17 protein-coding genes and 1 tRNA gene are annotated in these 20,642 nt (G+C 65.6%); 9 read left to right on the top strand and 9 right to left on the bottom strand.

The window, feature by feature from the left end:
- Positions 1 to 129: 129 nt before the first annotated feature.
- A complete protein-coding gene (gene purT, locus GGQ74_RS09940; protein ID WP_167941405.1) occupies positions 130 to 1,314 on the bottom strand; it encodes a formate-dependent phosphoribosylglycinamide formyltransferase in 1,185 nt (394 codons plus the stop codon).
- A 273-nt stretch (positions 1,315 to 1,587) separates the two neighbouring features.
- Positions 1,588 to 1,663, bottom strand: a tRNA-Ala gene (locus tag GGQ74_RS09935).
- 551 nt (positions 1,664 to 2,214) lie between these two features.
- Here GGQ74_RS09935 and GGQ74_RS09930 point away from each other — a divergent pair.
- The 9 genes from GGQ74_RS09930 (at position 2,215) to purE (ending at position 11,696) form a co-directional block, all read left to right on the top strand.
- Complete coding sequence (locus GGQ74_RS09930) at positions 2,215 to 3,210, top strand: ABC transporter permease (protein WP_167941404.1); 996 nt, start codon at positions 2,215 to 2,217, stop codon at positions 3,208 to 3,210.
- Positions 3,207 to 4,049, top strand: a complete 843-nt coding sequence (locus GGQ74_RS09925) for an ABC transporter permease (protein ID WP_167941403.1) — start codon at positions 3,207 to 3,209, stop codon at positions 4,047 to 4,049. Before GGQ74_RS09930 ends, GGQ74_RS09925 begins: the two co-directional genes overlap by 4 nt.
- A 121-nt stretch (positions 4,050 to 4,170) precedes the next feature.
- The gene (locus GGQ74_RS09920) at positions 4,171 to 4,692 is read left to right on the top strand and encodes a hypothetical protein (protein ID WP_167941402.1); all 522 of its coding nucleotides are present in this window, start codon (positions 4,171 to 4,173) and stop codon (positions 4,690 to 4,692) included.
- An 85-nt stretch (positions 4,693 to 4,777) separates the two neighbouring features.
- Positions 4,778 to 4,969, top strand: coding sequence for a YgaP family membrane protein (locus GGQ74_RS09915; RefSeq protein WP_167941401.1), 192 nt, complete (start codon positions 4,778 to 4,780; stop codon positions 4,967 to 4,969).
- Positions 4,966 to 5,169, top strand: a complete 204-nt coding sequence (locus GGQ74_RS09910; RefSeq protein ID WP_167941400.1) for a hypothetical protein — start codon at positions 4,966 to 4,968, stop codon at positions 5,167 to 5,169. Before GGQ74_RS09915 ends, GGQ74_RS09910 begins: the two co-directional genes overlap by 4 nt.
- Before the next feature lie 115 nt (positions 5,170 to 5,284).
- On the top strand, positions 5,285 to 6,436 hold the full coding sequence (locus tag GGQ74_RS09905) for an efflux RND transporter periplasmic adaptor subunit (protein WP_167941399.1): 1,152 nt from the start codon (positions 5,285 to 5,287) through the stop codon (positions 6,434 to 6,436).
- Positions 6,426 to 9,722: an efflux RND transporter permease subunit gene (locus tag GGQ74_RS09900; RefSeq protein WP_167941398.1), complete on the top strand. Its 3,297-nt coding sequence runs from the start codon at positions 6,426 to 6,428 to the stop codon at positions 9,720 to 9,722. Before GGQ74_RS09905 ends, GGQ74_RS09900 begins: the two co-directional genes overlap by 11 nt.
- A gap of 207 nt (positions 9,723 to 9,929) precedes the next feature.
- Positions 9,930 to 11,207: a phosphoribosylamine--glycine ligase gene (purD, locus tag GGQ74_RS09895; protein WP_167941397.1), complete on the top strand. Its 1,278-nt coding sequence runs from the start codon at positions 9,930 to 9,932 to the stop codon at positions 11,205 to 11,207.
- Positions 11,208 to 11,696: a 5-(carboxyamino)imidazole ribonucleotide mutase gene (purE, locus tag GGQ74_RS09890; RefSeq protein WP_167941396.1), complete on the top strand. Its 489-nt coding sequence runs from the start codon at positions 11,208 to 11,210 to the stop codon at positions 11,694 to 11,696. It abuts the gene before it with no gap.
- 96 nt (positions 11,697 to 11,792) lie between these two features.
- On the opposite strand, the gene GGQ74_RS09885 is transcribed toward purE, so the two are convergent.
- From GGQ74_RS09885 to GGQ74_RS09855, 7 genes are all read right to left on the bottom strand, one after another.
- The gene (locus GGQ74_RS09885; RefSeq protein WP_167941395.1) at positions 11,793 to 12,590 is read right to left on the bottom strand and encodes an ABC transporter permease; all 798 of its coding nucleotides are present in this window, start codon (positions 12,588 to 12,590) and stop codon (positions 11,793 to 11,795) included.
- The gene (locus tag GGQ74_RS09880) at positions 12,587 to 13,261 is read right to left on the bottom strand and encodes an ABC transporter ATP-binding protein (RefSeq protein ID WP_167941394.1); all 675 of its coding nucleotides are present in this window, start codon (positions 13,259 to 13,261) and stop codon (positions 12,587 to 12,589) included. The genes GGQ74_RS09885 and GGQ74_RS09880 overlap by 4 nt, the downstream gene beginning before the upstream one ends.
- 231 nt (positions 13,262 to 13,492) lie before the next feature.
- Positions 13,493 to 13,882: a Ros/MucR family transcriptional regulator gene (locus tag GGQ74_RS09875; protein ID WP_167941393.1), complete on the bottom strand. Its 390-nt coding sequence runs from the start codon at positions 13,880 to 13,882 to the stop codon at positions 13,493 to 13,495.
- Positions 13,883 to 14,232: 350 nt separating this feature from the next.
- On the bottom strand, positions 14,233 to 16,827 hold the full coding sequence (locus GGQ74_RS09870) for a cobyric acid synthase (protein WP_167941392.1): 2,595 nt from the start codon (positions 16,825 to 16,827) through the stop codon (positions 14,233 to 14,235).
- A 750-nt stretch (positions 16,828 to 17,577) separates the two neighbouring features.
- Positions 17,578 to 18,426 (bottom strand): 4Fe-4S binding protein, encoded by an 849-nt coding sequence (locus tag GGQ74_RS09865; protein ID WP_167941966.1) that lies wholly within the window; start codon positions 18,424 to 18,426, stop codon positions 17,578 to 17,580.
- Entirely contained in the window at positions 18,423 to 19,037 is a 615-nt protein-coding gene (locus tag GGQ74_RS09860) for a 4Fe-4S binding protein (RefSeq protein ID WP_167941391.1), read from the bottom strand. The genes GGQ74_RS09865 and GGQ74_RS09860 overlap by 4 nt, the downstream gene beginning before the upstream one ends.
- Positions 19,038 to 19,168: 131 nt before the next feature.
- Positions 19,169 to 20,617, bottom strand: a complete 1,449-nt coding sequence (locus GGQ74_RS09855) for a reductive dehalogenase (protein ID WP_167941390.1) — start codon at positions 20,615 to 20,617, stop codon at positions 19,169 to 19,171.
- Positions 20,618 to 20,642: the final 25 nt, after the last annotated feature.

Below are 20,642 nucleotides of genomic sequence, written 5' to 3'. Positions count from 1 at the left end.
AAGCCCTTGTACTGTCGTTGCGGGGTTGAGCGGGGAAGAATCGAACGCCCAACGTCTTACATGCCATTCAAGGCACGTGATTCGTTTGCTTTAGAATTATCAAGGGAAATATACAACAGGCTCAAAGCCCTACTCATACAAAACAGTCACAGCCGAAGACACTCTCTTCGCCTTCTCCACAGCGCTCTCAACGTCGTCTGCAAGGGCCAAGGCGACGCCAAGGCGACGGACTCCAGCGCATTCGCCTTTTCCAAAAATCAGAATCTTCGTATCTGCCTCACGAAGCGCGACATCAACGCCTTCAAAAGCGGGCTTTTCCGATGTGCCATGAGACAGGATCACACTCGACGCAGCGGCTCCGTATTGACGAATGCCCGGAATCGGCAGGCCCAAAATGGCGCGTACATGCAGGGCGAATTCGCTTAAATCCTGAGAGATGACCGTCACCAAGCCTGTGTCGTGAGGGCGAGGGGAAACTTCACTGAAGAGGACATCATCACCTTTGACGAAAAGTTCAACCCCAAAAATGCCGCGCCCACCCAAGGCATCAGTGATCTTGCGCGCATATTCCTGTGCTTTCGCAAGGGCCGCCGCGCTCATGGGTTGCGGCTGCCAGGATTCGCGGTAATCCCCATTTTCCTGCCGATGCCCAATCGGCTGGCAGAACGTTGTTCCATCAATGTGGCGCACGGTTAACAGGGTAATTTCATAGTCGAAAGGCACAAACTTTTCGATGATGATACGCCCTTCACCAGTGCGACCGCCAGACTGAGAATACTCCCACGCCTTTTGGATGTCGGCCTCACTCTTCACAACGGATTGCCCTTTTCCAGAAGAGCTCATGACGGGCTTGATCACGCAGGGGATACCGATTTCAGCCACGGCAGCCCGGCATTCTTCTGCTGTATCTGCGAAGCGGTACGGCGAGGTGGGCAGGCCAACCGTCTCCGCAGCAAGACGCCGAATGCCTTCACGATCCATTGTCAGCTTCGTCGCATTGGCAGTAGGGACGACATTGAATCCCTCCTTTTCAAGCTCGACCAACGTGGACGTCGCGATAGCCTCGATCTCGGGCACAATATAGTCTGGCTTCTCTTGTGTGATAACCCGGCGAAGCGCATCGCCATCCAACATGGACATGGTATACGAGCGATGCGCCACCTGCATGGCGGGGGTGTCGTCGTAGCGATCAACAACGACGACCTCAATGCCAAGACGCTGCGCCTCAATCACAACTTCCTTGCCAAGCTCGCCACCGCCAAGAAGCATCATTTTCTTTGCAGATGCCGTTTTGGCTGTTCCTAATATTGTCATATCAAGTCCCCTTGGATGAATTGAGATCATGCCCTACACGGGGAATCCCCATGCCAAACTTCTCCCAAAATTGAAAGGGTTTCTCTTTCGATTTCAGGCTGAAAAAAGCAGGACCGCGCTATCGAGCCACGAAGCGTCATGTTCAAGATGGACAGTGTATCGCAAAACCTCGCCGTGCACATCCGCCATCCACCTGATTTCATACGCATATTTTTCCATATGCAACGAAAAAAGGCTTAGAAGGAAAACCTTCTAAGCCTTTATGATCTTTTGTGGTGGAGCTGGGGAGAATCGAACTCCCGACCTCTTGAATGCCATTCAAGCGCTCTCCCAACTGAGCTACAGCCCCACGGCGAGTTGTGATTTGCCTTATCCAGGCCGACTTGTCAAAGGGAAAATTCACTTTGACGCACTTTTTTTCGGCCGAGGCCGCATTTTCCGGAATGGCCCGGCCTGCGGGGGTGCGCGGGGGAGTGGCTGGCGCGCGAAACCGCATCGCATCCGGCGGGCTTTCGCATCGGAAAATCACATGCGCCCCCTGCCACGCCGTGCCCGGCTCAGCACGGGGACGCCCCGCCCCCACACACGCTCTCGCGCTCTTTGCCACGCCCCATCCTCCCCTATTCGGGGTTCCAAGGGAGCCGCGCTCCCTTGGCCGCCGGAGGCCACGGCTTGCATGCCGCCACGTACGATACGCCCCGGCCCGCGCGCCCCTCACCATCACCCCGCGCTACCTGCACGCCGCGCCCCACCATCACCCCTCATCCCGCCGCCTCTCTACACTCCCGAGCCACCCCGCAGCCCTCTTTCCAACTTCCGCCACGCCATCCCCCAACGCCCCGCCCCTTCCCGATGCGCAAGACGTTGATTCCACGCACGTCTTGCCCTACATAGGGAGGCATGCGGACGATTCTCAAACGACTTGCCACCAAGCTCCTATGGGTGGGCATCGTGTTTCTGGGCATCACGGCGGTCAGCTTTGTGGTGATTCATCTCGCCCCCGGCTCGCCCACCGACCTCCAGACCACGCTCAATCCCGAGGCCTCGGCCGACGCGCGGGCGCGGCTCGAAGCGCTCTACGGGCTGGACCGCCCCCTGCACGAGCAGTACGTCTCGTGGCTGTCGCGGCTGGCGCGCTTCGACTTCGGCCAGTCCATGAGCGGCGACCACCGCCCGGTGTGGGACAAAATCCGCGAACGCCTGCCTCTGACCTTCGGCATGAACGTGGCATCGCTCATCCTCACGCTGTGCATCGCCATCCCCATCGGGGTGGCCTCGGCGTGGCGGCAGGGCGGGTGGTTCGACAGGGCAAGCACGGTGCTCGTGTTCATCGGCTTCGCCATGCCGGGCTTCTGGCTGGCGCTTTTGCTCATGTACCTGCTCGGCATCTACTGGCCCATTCTGCCCATATCCGGCCTTACGTCCATGAATCACGCGAGCCTGACATTCTGGGGCCAAATGTGGGACATCGCCCGCCACCTGACCCTGCCCATATTCATCTACACCTTCGGTAGCCTCGCGGGCATGTCGCGCTTCATGCGTTCAAGCATGCTCGAAGTGCTCCGGCAGGACTACATCCTCACCGCGCAGGCCAAGGGCCTACCCATCCGCACGGTGATCTTCAAACACGCACTGCGAAACGCGCTGTTGCCGGTCATCACCATCCTCGGCCTGTCCGTGCCCGCACTCATCGGCGGCAGTGTCATCATCGAATCCATCTTCGCCCTGCCCGGCCTCGGCCAGCTCTTCTATCAGGGCGTCATGGCGCGGGACTATCCGCTGATCATGGGCAACCTCGTTCTGGGCGCGCTCCTGACCCTCGCCGGAAACCTGCTGGCCGACGTGGCCTACGGGCTGGCCGACCCACGCATCCGCGCCGGGAGGAACGGCCGATGAACATCGCAGCCCTTGCCACCGCCCGCTTCTGGAACCGCTACGGCCTGCTCGTGGCCGGGCTCGTCATCGTCGGCGGCATGTCCATCGCCGCCATCCTCGCGCCGTGGCTCGCCCCGCACGATCCCACGATGCTCGACATGTCGCACATCCTCGAAGCGCCAAGCGCCGCGCATCCGCTGGGCACGGACGCCCTCGGGCGCGACGTGCTCTCGCGCATGCTGCACGGCGCGCGCGTCTCGCTGTGGGTGGGCTTCGTGGCCGTGGGTCTGTCCGTCATCATCGGGCTGGCGCTCGGGCTGGCGGCGGGCTACTTCGGCGGCATCGTGGACGAGATCATCATGCGCGCCGTGGACGTGATGCTGTGCTTCCCGTCCTTCTTCCTCATCCTCGCGGTCATCGCCTTTCTGGAACCGAGTCTCGTCAACATCATGGTCGTCATCGGCCTAACCTCGTGGATGGGCGTGGCGCGGCTGGTGCGCGCCGAAACGCTGGCCCTGCGCGAACGGGACTTCGTGCTCGCTGCGCGCGTGGCTGGAGCTGGTCCTGTGCGCATCATCACCCTGCACATCCTGCCCAACGCCATCGCCCCGGTGCTGGTCTCGGCCACCCTCGGCGTGGCCGGAGCCATCCTCGTGGAGTCCTCGCTGTCCTTCCTCGGCCTCGGCGTGCAGCCGCCCATGCCGAGCTGGGGCAACATCCTCATGGAAGGCAAGGACGTGCTGACCATCGCGCCGTGGATGTCGTTCTTCCCCGGTCTGGCCATCCTGTTCACGGTGCTCGGCTACAATCTGCTCGGCGAATCCCTGCGCGACATTCTCGACCCTCGCCTGCGCCGCTGACCCGCCAAGGGAACGCGCCGCCCCACCCTTGCGAAGCGACACCCCACGTCGTATACTTCCCGCAGGACTGGCGAACCATCGGCCATTCCAGCCGTGGCGCGCGGTCCTTCAGGAGGTCGTCGTGTTCAGACCGCCCATGCCGCCCGTTCCATCCGTCTCCGTCTCCCGCAACGGAGAACGTCTCACGCTCGTCGAGCGTCCGATCGGTCTCATCGCACTCTCGGCATTCTTCGGCATCACCTTCATCTTCGGCCTGTTGCGCCTCGACATGCTTGCGGACTCGCGCCTGCACACAGGGCTTGCCGTCACCGGCGCGGCCTGCGTGTTCTGCCTGTTGCGCGGGCTCACCGAAACCACCGTCACCTGTGACAGGGCCAACGGCCGCCTCACCATCACCCGCCGCATCCTGCCCACGGACATCGGACGTCAGGCCAGTTGCCGCCTCTCCGCCATTCGCCGCGTCATCCACAAGGACAACGTCACCCGCCACGAAATCCTCGTGGACGTGGACGGCGACACACGCCCGCTCATGGACTTCCGCTCCGCCCTCACCATTCCGACGCCGCCCGTGGCCGACAGGCTCGCCGCATTCCTGCGCGTTCCCCTGCGTCGCGAAGGCATGGGCAGCACCTCCGACGCCTGATCTCCGCACTTCCGACGCCGAAGACCTTCCTCTCGCCCTCCAGTTGGTATACAGTAGCCGCGCACACCCAAACGGAGGGCACCCCATGCACGTCGAGCGCATCACCCGCGGTGTCGCGGGAACCATGATTCTGCTGTCTCTGGGACTTTCGGTCGTCCACTCGAACTGGTGGCTCCTGTTCACGGCCTTCGTGGGCGCGAACCTGCTCCAGTCCGCCTTCACCGACACCTGCCCGCTCATGGCCGTCCTGCGCAGACTCGGGGTGGATGACAAATGATGGCGCATCACCGGGCACGGCGCATCCTGCGCGTCACGCAGAGCATCTTCGTCGGCATGCTTCTCGGCAGCCTCGTCCTGTCCACCTTCCACAGCCGCTGGTGGCTCGCCCTTACGGCCACAAGCGCCCTCTACCTCCTGCACGCCGCAGCGACCGGAATCCCGGCATTCGTCCCCGTGCCCCGTCAGCAGCGAAAATAGCGCGAAGCCCTTTCATTCCGGCATGTTCTGCGTTTCCTCGCCGAAGCGTCCATGCTATGCTTCGCGCAAAGAGTCATCACGGCAGCCCGCCACAAATCCACCGCAGGGAGGGGTCATGTCCATCGCCCTTCGCTCCGCCGCGCTGGTCGCGGCACTCGTCCTCGCCATGCCCATCTGCGCCTGTCGGGACGACATCCCCCCGGGCAGTTCGCCACGCTCCACCGCGTCCGACGCGCCCTCGGCCAACGCCACGGCGCACCTGCGCACCATTCCCGAAATCTACGAAGCCGTGGGCACCGTCCGCCCTCGCACGGAAACGCGCATCGACGCGCAGGTCACCGGCACCATCCTCCGGGTCGAGGCCTCAGCGGGCGACAGCGTCTCGCGCGGGGACGTCCTCGCCGTGCTGGACGACCGCGAATACGCGGCCCGCGAGGAGCAGAGCCGGCAGGCGCTGGCCTCGGCCAACGCGGCGCGCGAGCAGGCCCGGCAGGGCATAAACGAGGCCCGCGCCGCCTTCACCCGCGCCGAGGCGCAGTACCGCCGCTCGCGCCAGCTCTTCGACGAGAAGGCCATTTCCTCGCGCGAGCTTGAAATCGCCGAGGCCGAATACCTCCAGACCGAGGCCCGCCTCGGCCAGAGCCGCGACGGCCTGCGCGCCGCCGAGGCCAACGTGCAAAGCGCCGCCAAACGGCTGGAGGAAGCACGCATCTCACAGGGCTACACCATCGTCCGCGCTCCGGAGGATGCGGAAGTGGCCCGCCGCCTCGCCGAACCGGGAGACCTCGCCGTGCCCGGCAAGCCGCTGTTCATCCTGCAAAGCGCGGGACGCGCTCCGGGGGCGCTGCGCCTTGAGGCCCACGTGCGCGAAGGCCTCGTCGCCGACGTCCGGCCGGGGCGCGAACTGCATGTGGTCATCTCGGCGGTGGACGCAGAGCTCACCGGAACCGTGGAGGAAGTGGTCCCGACGGCCGATCCGCGCACACGAACCTTTCTGGTCAAGGTCGGCCTGCCCGCAACGCCCGGCGTGTACCCCGGCATGTTCGGACGCCTGCTCATCCCGTCCGGCTCGCGCCACGCCGTGCTCATCCCGCCCGAGGCCGTTGTCCGCGTGGGGCAGCTTGAGTCAGTACGCGTCCTCGACGGCGACGCATGGCGCAGCGTGTACGTGAAGACCGGCGCGCTGTACGACGGCATGATCGAGGCGCTCTCCGGCCTGTCGGACGGCGACGTGGTGGCCCTGCCCGGAGGCGGCAATGTGCGCTGAACCGACGGGCGGCTCGCCCCATCCAGCGTCGTCGCACGAGACTGCGCCACGCTCCCCGCGCGGCGTCATCGGCGCGGTGGTGGACACCTTCCTCGAAACGCGGCTGTCCGTGCTGCTGGTCATTGCGGCCCTCGGGCTCGGCATCGCGGCCATTCTCCTCACCCCGCGCGAGGAGGAACCGCAGATCGTCGTGCCCATGGCCGATGTATTCGTGCAGGTGCCGGGTGCCGGGGCCGACGAGGTTGAAAAGCTCGTCACCACGCCATTGGAGCGTCTGCTGTGGCAGATCGACGGCGTGGAGCACGTGTATTCCGTGTCCCGGCGGGACTCGGCCATGGCCACGGTGCGCTTCTTCGTGGGTGAGGACCGGGAGAAGGCGCTCATCCGCCTGCACAACGCCATCCTCATGCATCAGGACCTCGTCCCGTCCATCGTGACGGGCTGGCTGGTGCGCCCGGTGGAGATCGACGACGTCCCCATCGTCACCCTGACCCTGCACTCGGACCGCCTCGACGATCACGCCCTGCGCCGCATCGGCGAGGAGGTCTTCGCGCGGCTGGCCGAGGTCGAGAACGTCTCACGAGTCAGCGTCACCGGCGGACGCCCCCGCGAAATCCGCGTGGAGTTAGACCCGCAGCGCATGGCGGGCCTCGGCATCGCGCCCAAGGCCATACGCGCCGCCCTCACCGCCGCCGACACCTCGGCCACAGCCGGAACGCTGGACAGCGCCAACACAGCCATCACCCTGCGGACCAACGCCTTCCTGACCTCCGCCCGAGAGGCTGGCGAAGTGGTGGTGGGCGTGTTCGACTCGCGCCCCGTATACCTGCGCGACATCGCCACCATCGCGGACGGCCCGGCCGAACCCGTCTCCCGCGTGCGCTTCGGGCTGTCGGCGCGGGCGGAGGTGGAGCGAACCATCCCCGCATCCGAGGCGGGGCGTGAATTTCCCGCCGTCACCGTGGCCGTATCCAAGAAAAAAGGCACCAACGCCGTCACCGTGGCCCGCGACGTCCACGCCAAGATGGACGAGCTGGTCCGCGACGTGCTGCCCCACGGCGTGCGCGTGGAAACCACGCGCGACTACGGCCGCACCGCGCAGGACAAGGTGGACAACCTGCTCTCCTCGCTGGGGCTGGCCATTCTGACCGTGGTGGCGCTGTTGACCGTGGCCCTCGGGCGACGCGAGGCCGCCGTGGTGGCGCTGGCCGTGCCGGTGAGCTTCGCGCTGGCGCTCTTCGTGAACCACGTGTTCGGGTACACCATCAACCGGGTCACGCTCTTCGCGCTCATCCTGTCCCTCGGCCTCGTGGTGGACGATCCCATCACCAACGTGGACAACATCCGCCGCCACATCCGCCTCGGGCATCTGCCCCCGCGCGAGGCCACGCTGGCCGCCGTGGCCGAGGTGCTGCCGCCGGTCATCATGTCTACGCTGGCCATCATCGTCTCCTTCACGCCCATGTTCTTCATCACAGGCATGATGGGTCCGTACATGGCCCCCATGGCGGCCAACGTCCCGCTCACGGTGACCTTTTCCACCGTAGCCGCGCTGACCGTGGTGCCGTGGCTGTCCTTCCTGCTGCTGCGGGGCATGGCCGGTGCGGACGCGAGTTCGGCGAGCGGGGCAACAGCCTCGCCAGACGAAGGCGCGTCGCCGCGCGTGCGGCGCATCTACGCCGCCGTGGTCACGCCGCTGCTCGATTCCCCACGGCGGCGCATGGCCCTGTGGTGCGCCATCGCCGCCCTGCTCGTCATATCCTGCGCACTGGCGGCGTTTCGCTTCGTGCCGCTCAAGATGCTCCCCTTCGACAACCGCAACGAATTCCAGATCGTCATCGACATGCCGGAGGGTACGCCGCTGGAGGCCACGGACCGCGCCATCTCCCGGTTCACGGACGTCCTGCGCCGCGTCAACGAGGTGGAGAGCTTCGTCACCTACGCGGGCACGGCCTCGCCCATGGACTTCAACGGCATGGTCCGTCACTACTTCGTACGCAGCGCGCCGAACCTCGCCGACATCCGCGTGAACCTCGCCGAGCGCGAACGCCGCGCCGAGCAGAGCCACGCCATCGTCCTGCGCCTGCGCCCGGAGCTGGAGGCCGTGGCCCGCGAACTTGGCGCGGACATCAAGATCGTGGAAGTGCCGCCCGGCCCGCCCGTGCTCTCGACGCTGGTGGCGGAAATCTACGGCAGCCCGGAAAAGACCAACGCCCAACTCCTCGCCGGAGCGCGCCACGTGGCGAACCTCATGCGCGATGAGCCGGGCGTGAGCGACGTGGACACCACGGGCGAGACGCCGCGCACGCAGCTCAACTTCCGCCTCGACAGGGAAAAGGCCGCCCTGCACGGCGTCAGCGCACAGGACGTGGCCTGCGCGCTGCACATGGCCGTCTCCGGCGACGCACCGGCCACCGTGCACCTGCCAAGCGAACGCCAGCCCCTGCCCGTGGTGCTTCGCCTGCCGCAAAACCGTCGCGCCTCGGCGGCGGGCCTGCTTCAACTGCCCGTGGCTGCGGCGGAAGCGCCGAACGGCGTGGTGGAGCTGGCGGAGCTTGGACACTTCGTTACCGAACCCGAGGACCAGCCCATCCACCACAAGAACCTGCGGCGCGTGGCCTACGTCTATGGCGAAATGGCCGGGCGCTCGCCCGTGGACGCGGTCATCGACCTCCAGCGCACCCTGCGCGGCTCGCCCCTGCCACCCGGCCTTTCGGCGGAGTGGGCGGGCGAGGGCGAATGGGAGATCACCCTCAGCGTCTTCCGCGATCTCGGGCTGGCCTTCGCGGCGGCGCTAGGCGGCATCTTCGTGCTCCTCGTCGCGCAGACGCGCTCCTTCGCCCTGCCGGGGCTGATCATGAGCGCCATTCCGCTCACCATCATCGGCATCATGCCGGGATTCTGGCTGCTAAACGTCCTCTTCGCGCGCGACGTGGGCGACTTGCCAAACCCCATCTTCTTCACGGCCACGTCCATGATCGGCATGATCGCACTCGGTGGCATCGTCATCCGCAACTCGCTGGTGCTCATCGAATTCATCCGCGACGCGCAAAAGCAGGGCCTGCCGCTTCGCGAAGCCATCGTGGCCAGCGCGGCGGTGCGACTGCGCCCCATCGTGCTCACGGCGGCCACCACGGCGCTCGGCGCATGGCCCATAACGCTGGACCCCATCTTCTCGGGGTTGGCGTGGGCGCTCATCACCGGGCTGTTCGCGTCCACGGCGTTCACCCTCGTCGTGGTGCCGGTGGCCTACTACGCACTGTTCCGGGAACCCGACGATGCCTGACGCCACCCTATCCGGCGGACATGTCCGTCATTGCCTTCCACAGCAAGGTAGGCTACGTAACGCGCGACACTGCACGGCAGTGGATGCGCGCGGCGCATCCGCGCCACAGGCCGCGCCCACGCGGACGCGCGCCCCTTCCGAAGAGACCATCGCACCGAATGCATGACCTGGAGGCCACGGGCTGCCAGCGTACGAAAGGAGGACATTTTGCGGATACTCATCGTCGGTTCCGGGGGGCGCGAGCACGCGCTGGCCTGGAAGCTCTCGCAGAGCCCCTTGGTGGACAAGCTGTACATCGCCCCCGGCAACGGCGGCACGGCGGCCCTTGGCGAGAACATTCCCATCCATGACGACGACCTCCCGGGGCTGACCACCTTCGCCAAGGACAACGCCATCGACATGGTCGTCATCGGTCCCGAGCTTCCGCTGGTCCTCGGCCTCAAGGAAGCCCTCGCCCACTCCGGCATCCCCTGCTTCGGCCCCAACGCCTTCGCGGCGCAGCTCGAAGGCTCCAAGGCCTTCGCCAAGACCGTCATGCGCGAATCCGGCGTGCCCACGGCACCATTTCGCGTGTTTGACGACGCCAAGGACGCCCGCCTGCACATCGCCGAGCGCTCCATGCCCTGCGTGGTCAAGGCCGACGGCCTCGCTGCGGGCAAGGGCGTGGTGGTCTGTTCCTCGCGCGAGGAAGCCCTCGAAGCCATCGACGAGATGATGGTCAAGCAGGTCTTCGGCAAGGCTGGCGAACGCGTGGTCATCGAGGACGCCCTGCGTGGCGAGGAAGCCTCGTTCCTCGCGTTCTGCGACGGCAAGACCATCGTCTGCATGCCCTCCTCGCAGGATCACAAGGCCGTGGGCGAAGGCGACACCGGCCCCAACACCGGCGGCATGGGCGCATACTCCCCCGCCCCCATTCTTCCCCCCGAGGACTACGAGATGATGACCGATCTGGTCATCCGTCCCATCGTCCGGCACATGGCCGCCAAGGACAATCCCTTCGTGGGTGTGCTCTATGCGGGCATCATGTTCACGGAGAACGGCCCGCAGGTTCTCGAATACAACGTCCGCTTCGGCGACCCCGAGTGCCAGCCGCTGCTGACCCGCCTCGATTCCGACCTCGCCGAGATCATGACTGCCTGCATCGAGGGCCGCCTGCACGAGATCGACATCCGCTGGAAGGCCGAAACCGCCATCTGCGTGGTCATGGCCGCCGACGGCTATCCCCGCAGCTACCCCAAGGGCATGGAAATTTCCGGCTTCGCCGAGGCCGAAACCGTCGAGGGAGTGACCGTGTTCCAGGCGGGAACCCGTCCCGAAGACGGCCGCATCCTGGCCAGCGGTGGCCGCGTGCTGGGCGTGACTGCCCTCGGGGCCGACCTCGCGCAGGCGCAGAAGCGCGCCTACGAGGGCATCGAGAAAATCCACTTCGACAAGAGCTACTTCCGCCGCGACATCGGCGACAAGGGCTTGAGGAGGATGAAGTAGATGAGCCGCGTCGCAATCTTCATGGGCAGCATTTCCGACGAGGAAAAGGTGCGCCCCTGCGCGGACGTCCTGTCCGATCTCGGCATCGACTACACCTTCACCGTGACCTCCGCCCACCGCACCCCGGAGCGCACCGCGCGCCTCGTGGACGAGCTGGAAGCCAAGGGCTGTCAGGTCTTCATCTGCGCGGCGGGCATGGCCGCGCATCTCGCCGGTGCCGTGGCCGCCAAGACCACCCGCCCCGTCATCGGCATTCCGATCAGCGCCTCGGCCCTCGGCGGCATGGACGCGCTGTTGTCCACGGTGCAGATGCCTCCGGGGTTCCCCGTGGCCACCGTGGCGCTGGACAAGGCCGGAGCGCGCAACGCCGCATGGATGGCCGCGCAGATTCTCGCCCTGTCCGACGCGGAACTGGCGGAAAAGCTCCGCGCCGCGCGCGAGGACTTCAAGGCGTCCGTGGAACGCGCCGCCGAGAAGCTGAACGCCTAGCCCCTCCGCCACAGCACAAAACGACAAACGGCGCGCTTCCCTGCGAAGCGCGCCGTTTTCTCATTCTCCTGCCGGGATGGCCATCCCGGCGAAAGTCTAGTCGTTCTCGGGCCGCAGCAGCAGCTGATGCGCCCTGCCGAAGCACAGCTTGCGCGCCAGCCACACCACGACCACCGCGGAAATGGCCGTGGACGCCACAAGCATGAGCATGACCACGATCTGATAGCGACAGGCCAAGGACGGATCCGCCCCGGCGATGATCTGGCCGGTCATCATGCCCGGAATGGACACCAGCCCCACGCCCATCATGGAATTGATGGACGGAATCATGCCCGCGCGAATGGCCTCGCGCACGATGTCGTCGCTGGCCTCGCGATAGTCCGCACCAAGGGTCAGCTTCATCTCCACCTCCGCCCGGCGACGGCGAAGGCCGGAGAACAGGCGCTCAAGGGCGATGGCCAGCGCGTTCATGGAATTTCCGGCGATCATGCCGCCAAGCGGCAGGAAATACTGCGGCTCCCACCATGGCTTCGCGCCGATGATCACCCCGGTCACGCTGGTAGCCACCAGCATGTAGCTGGCAATCATGGCCCCGAACACCGGCAGGCCAAAGGCCACGTCGCGCTCGGGCACGCGGCCGTGCACGATGTGCGCGGCGGCGGCCACCATGGCCGCGAACACCGCCACCACGGGCAGGCCCATTTCGAGGGCGAAGATATACTTGAGGGCGTAGCCCATGAGAAAAAGCTGCGCAAAGGTGCGCACCGTGCCCACGGCGAGGCTGCGCGTCAGTTCCAGCCGAAAGGCCATGGACACCAGCCCGGCCAACAACACGAAGACGAGTGTCAGGGCCAGTTGCCCAGGTCCGATAACGATAGGGGTCGCGACGCTCATGCCGACACCTCCAGACGTCCCGCCGCAAGATGAAGCCGCATGGGAGACACACGCGAAAAGCGCATCTCCACGTGGCTGACCATGACCACGGTGACGCCGTCATCGGCGCACAGGTCCTCGGCGGCGCGCTCCACCACCTCGCGGCTCTCGGCGTCCAGCGCGCTGGTCGGTTCGTCCATGAGCAGCACCCTCGGCGCGGGAAGCAGCGTACGGATGAGGCACAGCCGCTGGCGCTGGCCCACGGACAGGGCGCTCGCCCGCGAGGACAGCGTCACCCCGTCGAGCAGCAGCCGCGCAAGCCACGCTTCCAGAGTGTCGTCACCGGGGCGAACCAGATCGGCGTTGACCCTGAAGGTATACGGCAGCAGCAGGTTATCGCGCACGGTCCCGGAGACGAGTGTCGGCTCCTGCCCCACCGTGGCCACCTCGCGCCGCAGCCGAGGCGGATCGTACTCGGCAAGCGGACGCCCCCGGTAGAGAATGCGCCCTGAATCCGGCTCCAACAGGCGGTTCATGAGCCGCAGGAGCGTCGATTTTCCCGCGCCGGACGGCCCGCCCACGAGCGCGAACGCCCCCTCGGGGATGGTCAGCCGCGCCTGCGCGAGGCACGGGCCGTTTCCGGGATGCGAAAACGAGACATCTTCGAAAGTGAATGCAGAAGTGGTGGACATGACGCAAGGCTATACGCCTTTGCATGCGAAGCGCAACGTCCATGGCGTCACCGGAGGCACACTGCATGGAATCTGGCCCAACCATCTTCCGCCACGCCCTGCCAGCCAACACCGCATCGCGCAATTCACGGCCATACAGTCGACACAGGCACGCACGCGCGCCGATGCCGCACAAAACGAAAAGCCCGCCAATTGGCGGGCTTTCGAAATCTCTCAACGGGTCGGCAGCGACTACTTCTGGCCGCGGCGCTCCCAGAGGCGCATGTCGGCCATCTTCTTGCGGCGCTCGCGAGCGAGGCTCTTGCACACAAGAGAGGTCTTCTTGGTGTAGCCGTACTTTTCCTTGTAATCGGCGGGGGTCATGCCGTGGGTGGAAAGATGGCGCTTGGTCAGCACCTTGAAGCTCTTTCCGCACTCGAGGCAGACGATGGACTTTTCGCGAATGGCCTTCTTGGGGTCGATGTCGGGCCGCTCGCACTCGATGTCCTCGGTGGCATGGTGAATGTTGGCAATACCCTTCGCCAGCTTATCAACCATGGAGAGGATTTCTTCCTCGGTCATATTCCGGACGCTAGCCTGCGCCTTCACTATCTCAAGAGCTTCTTTCAAATATTCGTCCATTTTCATATCCTCCAAAGTGAACTGGTGGAGTCTCTATAACATCGCAACTGCGAAATCAATGCTTTTTTTTAAAGCAACATGCAACACATGAGAACGCTCCATGCTACTTCGTGCATCGCATTCCAGCTTGCAGAATGTGAAAAAATTGTCACAGACACTTGTGCGATGCTGCCACAGCGCTTCTGCATCCCGCCCGGACAAAACAAAACGCGGGGAGATGACAGGACGGCATCCTACGGCCCACTTGCATCGGCAGGCCATCCGCCACACTCTTTCCCCGCGCCAGAGGTGCCCAGAGGCACCGCATGTTCAGCCACTACGCGCGCCGGATCGAAATCCGGACGCACCCGTTACATGAGCCCGATTCTTTTGTAAAGTCGCCGCACATCCAGATGCTCGCGCACGATGTCGGCCAGCCTGTCCAGTGCTGGCTCCATATCCCGGACCGTCACGATGCGCCCAAGCGCTGCATGCCCGGCCCGCACGCGCAACCCGTCCACGAACTCGCGGCGGAAGGCGTCCGCATCGAACAGTCCATGCAGATAGCTGCCCCAGACCATACCGTCGGCGCGGGAATAGCCTATGGCCTCGCCGTCGGCCCGCAGCACGCAGGGCACCCCTCCGCCCCCGTCCACGCACGCGGTGCGGCCATGATGTATTTCGTATCCGCGAAGCCCCGCACCGGACGGCGCAAAGCGCGCTTCGACCACGGCGAGCGTCTTGACGGGCGAGAGCTCCGTGACCACGGGCAACAGCCCCAAAGCCTCCACGCTCTCCCCGCGCGACTCCACTCCGTGCGGGTCGCCGATGACGCGTCCGAGCATCTGGAAGCCACCGCAGATGCCCACCACCTGCGTCGCACCCCGGCCAGCAAGGGCCGCAGTGGCATCGGCCAGCCCACTTTCGCGCAGCCAGCGCATGTCGGCCACCACGTTCTTGCTTCCCGGCACGATGAGCACATGCGGGCACCCAAGGTCTTCAACACGACGCACCACGCGCAGATGCACATCCGGCTCGTCGCGCAATGCATCAAGGTCCGTAAAATTGGAAATGTGCGGCAGGTCCACACACGCGATGTCCACCACCTGCTCCGCGCTGCGCGGCGCATCCACCGCCCCCTTGAAGGACACAGAGTCCTCCTCGGGCAGGCCGAGCCGCGTCACGTAGGGCACCACGCCGTAGAACGACCGCCCCGTGCGGCGGGTGGTGGCGTCCAGCGCCTCGGCCAAGAGACTCTCATCACCACGGAACATGTTCACTACGAATCCGGCCACGCGGGCGCGCTCCCACTCCTCAAGCAATTCCATGGTCCCGACGAATGAGGCGAACACGCCGCCCCGGTCGATGTCACCCGCCAGCAGCACTGATGCCTCGGCGTAACGGGCCATGGCCATATTCACGATGTCGTGCCGCCGCAGATTGATTTCCGCCGGACTGCCCGCCCCTTCGAGGACCATTACCTCATGTTCGGCGGCGAGGCTGTCGTACGCGCCCCGCGCGGCCTCGGCGGCACGCGGCCTATAGTCGATGTACGAACCGAACTCCATGTGGGCCACAGGACGGCCAAGAACGATGACCTGCGACCCCGTGTCGCTCGACGGCTTGAGCAGCACCGGATTCATGCGCACGTCCGGATCGAGGCGGCAGGCCTGCGCCTGCGTGACCTGCGCCCGGCCCATCTCGCCGCCGTCGCGGGTGACGAAGGAATTGAGCGACATGTTCTGTGCCTTGAACGGCGCGACATCATAGCCGTCCTGCAACAGGATGCGACACAGCGCCGTGGCGAGCACGCTCTTGCCCGCATTCGAACTGGTGCCCTGCACCATCACAGCCGGAGTGCGTCGCGCACGCACCATACGCTGCGGCACGGGCCGGTCGAGCGCCTGCGCCAGAGCCGCCACGAGGCGGGCGTTCTCGCCCTCGGGCCTTACGGCAACGCGGAACCACCGGCCATCCAGACCCTCGAAGTTGTGACACACGCGGATGGCAATGCGCGATTCGAACAGCCGACCCGCAAGGGACAGCGCGTCAAGCCCCGGCGCGTCCACCCGGCAGAGCAGAAAATTCGCCTCGCCCGGCAGCACCGTCAAGCCGCCCACCTCGCCAAGCGCGGCAAGAAGCCCCTCGCGCAGGCGCTTCGTTTCAGCCACGGTGCGCCGCGCGTAGTCCTCGTCCGCCAACGCCCGCAGCCCCACGGCCTGCGCCAGCCCGTTCACGGACCAGTCCGGAAGACGACGGCGCACCAGCGCGGCCATGTCCGCAGCGGCGTAGCCAAGACCGAGGCGCAGCCCCGGTATGGCGTGAAACTTGGTCAGGGAATGCAGAACAAGGACATTGGCGGGACGCGACGCGGCAAGCCTATCCAGCCCGTCCACGAAGTCGGCGAAGGCCTCGTCCACCACGAAGGCCGCCTGCGGATGGCGCAGGGCCAATTCGCGCAGGGCCTGCGGGTCCACGGTACGCCCTGCGGGATTGCCCGGCTGACCGATGAACACGGCGCTATGCGCAGGCAGTTCCGTCAGCGCCCGTGAAACTGCGGCAAGATCGGGCACGAAGCCGTCGGCCTCGCGCAGGACGAGAGGCACCACCGGGCAGTCCACCACCTCGCAGGCCTGACGGTACCCGGCGTAGGCGGGCACAGGGATGAGTGCGGCCTCGGGCCGCCACGCGGCGAAAAAGGCGTGCAGGATTTCCGTGGAGCCGTTCCCAACCAGCACCTCATCCTCGGCGATGCCAAAGCGCTCCGCCGCCACCCGCACAAGCGATTCGCAACGCGGCTCGGGATAGTGGGCCAGCCCGGAAAGGCGCATCGAGACCTCCTCGCGCAGCCACGAAGGCGGTCCCAACGGATTGATGTTGGCGGAAAAATCAATGATGTCGGCAGGCTCGCATCCGGCCCGTCGGGCCATGTCCCAGATGTTGCCGCCGTGAGTGTCGGTGTGCATGAAGGCTCCCGGCCCGCCGCCGCGACGCCGCGCGGACAGGGACCCCGTTGGTGTAATCGCCCAGTCGCTGTGGCCGGGGCGTATCGTTCGCTCACAGATGCAAGACGTAGGCTCCGCCGGCCAAGGGGCCGCTGGCCCCTTGGAACCCCGATTTGCGATAGGCCGTCTGCCTTTGGCGGACCCTGCGGCTTAGCGCGACGAAGCCCTAGTGAGGATTGTCAAGGGGGTCACCCCCTTGCCCGGGTCCGGGCAGAGCCCGGCCGCCGGAGGCCACGCCCCGCGTAGCGGCCTCCCGCATGACCGGGGCATATCGTTCATTGCCACATGCAAGCCGTAGGCTCCGCCGGCCTAGGGGCCGCTGGCCCCTAGGAACCCCGATTTGCGATAACCGTGGGTGCCCTTGGCGGACCGTACGGCTTAGCGCGACGAAGCCCTAATGAGGATTGTCAAGGGGGGCACCCCCTTGACCGGGTCCAGACAGAGCCCGGCCGCCGGAGGCCACGCCCCGCGCAGCGGTCTCCCGCGTGGCCGGGGCATATCGTTCATTGCCACATGCAAGCCGTAGGCTCCGCCGGCCAAGGGGCCGCTGGCCCCTTGGAACCCCGATTTGCGATAACCGTGGGTGCCCTTGGCGGACCGTACGGCTTAGCGCGACGAAGCCCTAGTGAGGATTGTCAAGGGGGTCACCCCCTTGACCGGGTCCGGGCAGAGCCCGCCCTGTCTACACCCAAATACCCCGCTAGGCCAAGCCTAGCCTGCGTGCCGCTCTGAACGCGCCAGCGCCGACGGAGCCACAAGGGCCAAGCGCACAGCATCGGTCGGGCAGGCATCCATGCACCGCATGCACTTGGAGCACAGCATGGGGTCCACGGCTCCGGCCTCGGGATCAAGACCAGCCGGGCAAACCCGCGCGCACCGCATGCACCCACGGCACGCATCGGCACGCACAACGGGAACCAGCGTCCGGTTGGGCGCGGCCAGCAACCCGCGCAGCGTCCCCACTGGGCAGGCGCACTTCCAGCCCTTTCGGAACAGGAGCGCCAAAAGAATCGGCCCCACAAGCAAGACAAGGTCCGCACGCAGGACGTGGTGCGTCACGGCCTCGATAAGCCCACGTGACACGACACCCACCGGGCAGACCACGCTGAAGGCTGGCCAGCCAAAGAAGGCGACTCCTGCCGCCAGCCCGAGAAGAAGCGCCACGCCGTCGCCACGGTCCGCACCCACGCGTGCAGAGACGCGTTCGCCAAGGGCGCGCCACCAGCGGCCCACGCCGCGCGAAATCCCACCCGGCAGCAGTCGCACGGCCAGCCGTCGCACCTGCATCCCCAGAAACGAGGCTGGACACGCCCACGCGCAATACGCCCGGCCGAGCAGTACCAGCAGCACGCACATGACGAGAAATCCCGGCACCAGCCCCCACGGCACGCTATGCGAGGCGAGCGCCGTCTCGACGAAGCCCACGGGGCATACCAGCCGCAATGTGCCGATGCCGAGGTACGCACACCCGGCAAAGGGCACGCCAACGAAGGCCGCAGCGCCTATCGCGAGAAATACGGCGGCATGAACGATGCCGCGCCAACGGGCAACGGACGTCATAACCGCACCTCCGGTTCGAGGGACATGATATGCTCCGGGCAGTAATGCACGCACAGGCCGCAGCCCACGCAACGCGTGGCGTCTATGTAAGGCTTGAGGGGCGAGGTGCGTAGCTTGAGCCGGGTGGGAATGTCCTGCTCGCGGGTGAAGGGTTCGCCGTCGGGATTGGGGAACAGCACGGCTCCCGGCACAGGACAGCGGATGAAACAGACCATGCAGTTGACGCACCGATTCGGTTCGAGATCGGCATGCCCGGGCTTCTCGTCGGCCAACTGGCGCAGCGGGTCCAGCGCGCCTGTGGGGCAGGCCTCGGCGCAGGCCTTGCAGCCCGTGGCCCACGCCTCGCAGCCGCCAAAACGCGGCGCAATCTCGGGGGTGGACATGTTACGCACATCCAGCGTGAGGTCCACGAGGGACAGACAACGCGTGGGACAGACCTCAACGCACACCCCGCAACGCATGCAGCGCGAGGTAAACGCCTCCGGCGATAGAGCGCGCGGGGGGCGCACATAGGCGGCGTCGACTGACAGGACGGACAGACCGCCCACAAGGCCGACCATGGCCCCAGCCTCCAGACCGTAACGCAGGAACGCTCTTCGGGTCACTTTCATATCTCGATTCCTTGGAAAACTTGTCGCCACGCGGCAATGCGGCGGCCGGAGCTCCCTCGGGAACTCCGGCCGCATGACGTCATATCTGCTTTGGTGTCCTCACCGTTCGACGACGAGGCACGAACGCGGTTCTAGCGTTCCATCTTATCGGGGTCCATGCCATAGGGCGCGAAATCACGCTTGAAGACATCAAGATCGTGGCGACGCTCCCCGTAGCCGAAGGCATCGTCAAGGTTCAGCCACACGGGATGGGACGCGTGGATATTCTTGATGGACCACTCCGTGAAGTGGTGTGCCCACATATCACCCTTGGTGAAGGGGCACACGGCGACACAGTTGGTGCAGCTCATGCCGTTCTCATCCCAGAAGCCGAGGCACTTCTTGTAGTCGTTGTACCACTTCTTCACGCCGCCGTTGTTGCACTCGTTACGAGGCTCCCATGTCTGCTCACCCTCGGTGATGCACTTGGACGGACACTCGCGCGCGCACTTCTTGCAGTGGTTGCAGAACTCCTCCACGCCGAAACGGATGGGCTTGTCCGGAACCAACGGCATGTTGGTAAATACCTTGCACAGGCGCACGCAGGGACCGAACTCGGGCGTGATGAGCGCCCCCATGCGTCCGGCCTCGCCCAGTCCGGCCTCGATGGCCAGCGGCACGGAAAGCGCCGTGTCGTTCTTGCAGGGAATGGCGATGTAGCCCATGCAGCGGATGTACTCGGCCACGGCCACGGATGCCCAGCCCATGCGCGAGTAGCCCAGCGCGTCGCCGATGCCCGCAGCGGGTCCGGGCGAGGACTGGATGACGGTGCGCGGCATTTCCACGGCCATGACCACCGCGTACTGCACGCTCTCCGGGATCACCAGCTCCTCGGGAGTTTCCGTGGGGCGCTCCACATCCCGGAACACAATGCGCTGCGTCTGGGGTTCGTCGGGGCTGTAGACGTTGCGCTGGGTGCTCTCGTAGACCCAGCGCCGGTTCAGCTTGCACACACCCACGAGATTCGCCCCGCCGAGTCGCGCGGCCACCTTGACCTGCCGCGTGAAGTCCTCCGGCGGCAATTCCGTACGCGGAAAGGACGCGAGATCGGCGGAGGTGATGTTGTTATCCCATGCCAGCGGTCCGCGATTCTCGTTGCCCTCGCCGTGGTTGCCGGTCAGGCGGTTGCCGGTCTGCATGGCGGCTTCTAGCGCGTTGACGGCTCGTGCATCGTCGAAGGAGCCGACCACGATGTCCGTGCCACCCTTGCCCTGCTGGAGATTCTTCACAAAATTCCGGCCGTAGACGGCCCAATGCGATTCGCCGAGATCGCGCGAATAGGCGTTGAAGGCAATGTTGGCGCTGGAGAAGCGCCGATGCACCGTCTCGTCCACGAGAATGGGATTGTCCACCGTGGTCACGAGGTTTCTGCGAAACTCCACGGACTTGCGCTCGTCGGCCTCGGCCTTGGCAATGGCCTCGCCCAGCATGGCTGGCACTGCGGCCACGGCACCTATGCCGCCAAGCGCGGCCTTGGCGAACTGGCGACGGTTCATGCCCGCCCCACTCGCCTTCACTCCATCATTCTCTCTGCTCTTCACGATACTTCCCTCGTCATCTTGCGGC

It is taken from the genome of Desulfobaculum xiamenense, from assembly GCF_011927665.1.
Taxonomy (GTDB): Bacteria; Desulfobacterota; Desulfovibrionia; order Desulfovibrionales; family Desulfovibrionaceae; genus Desulfobaculum; species Desulfobaculum xiamenense.
Note: the sequence above shows the minus strand (reverse complement) of the source record. Positions and strands in the feature narration are given on the sequence as shown.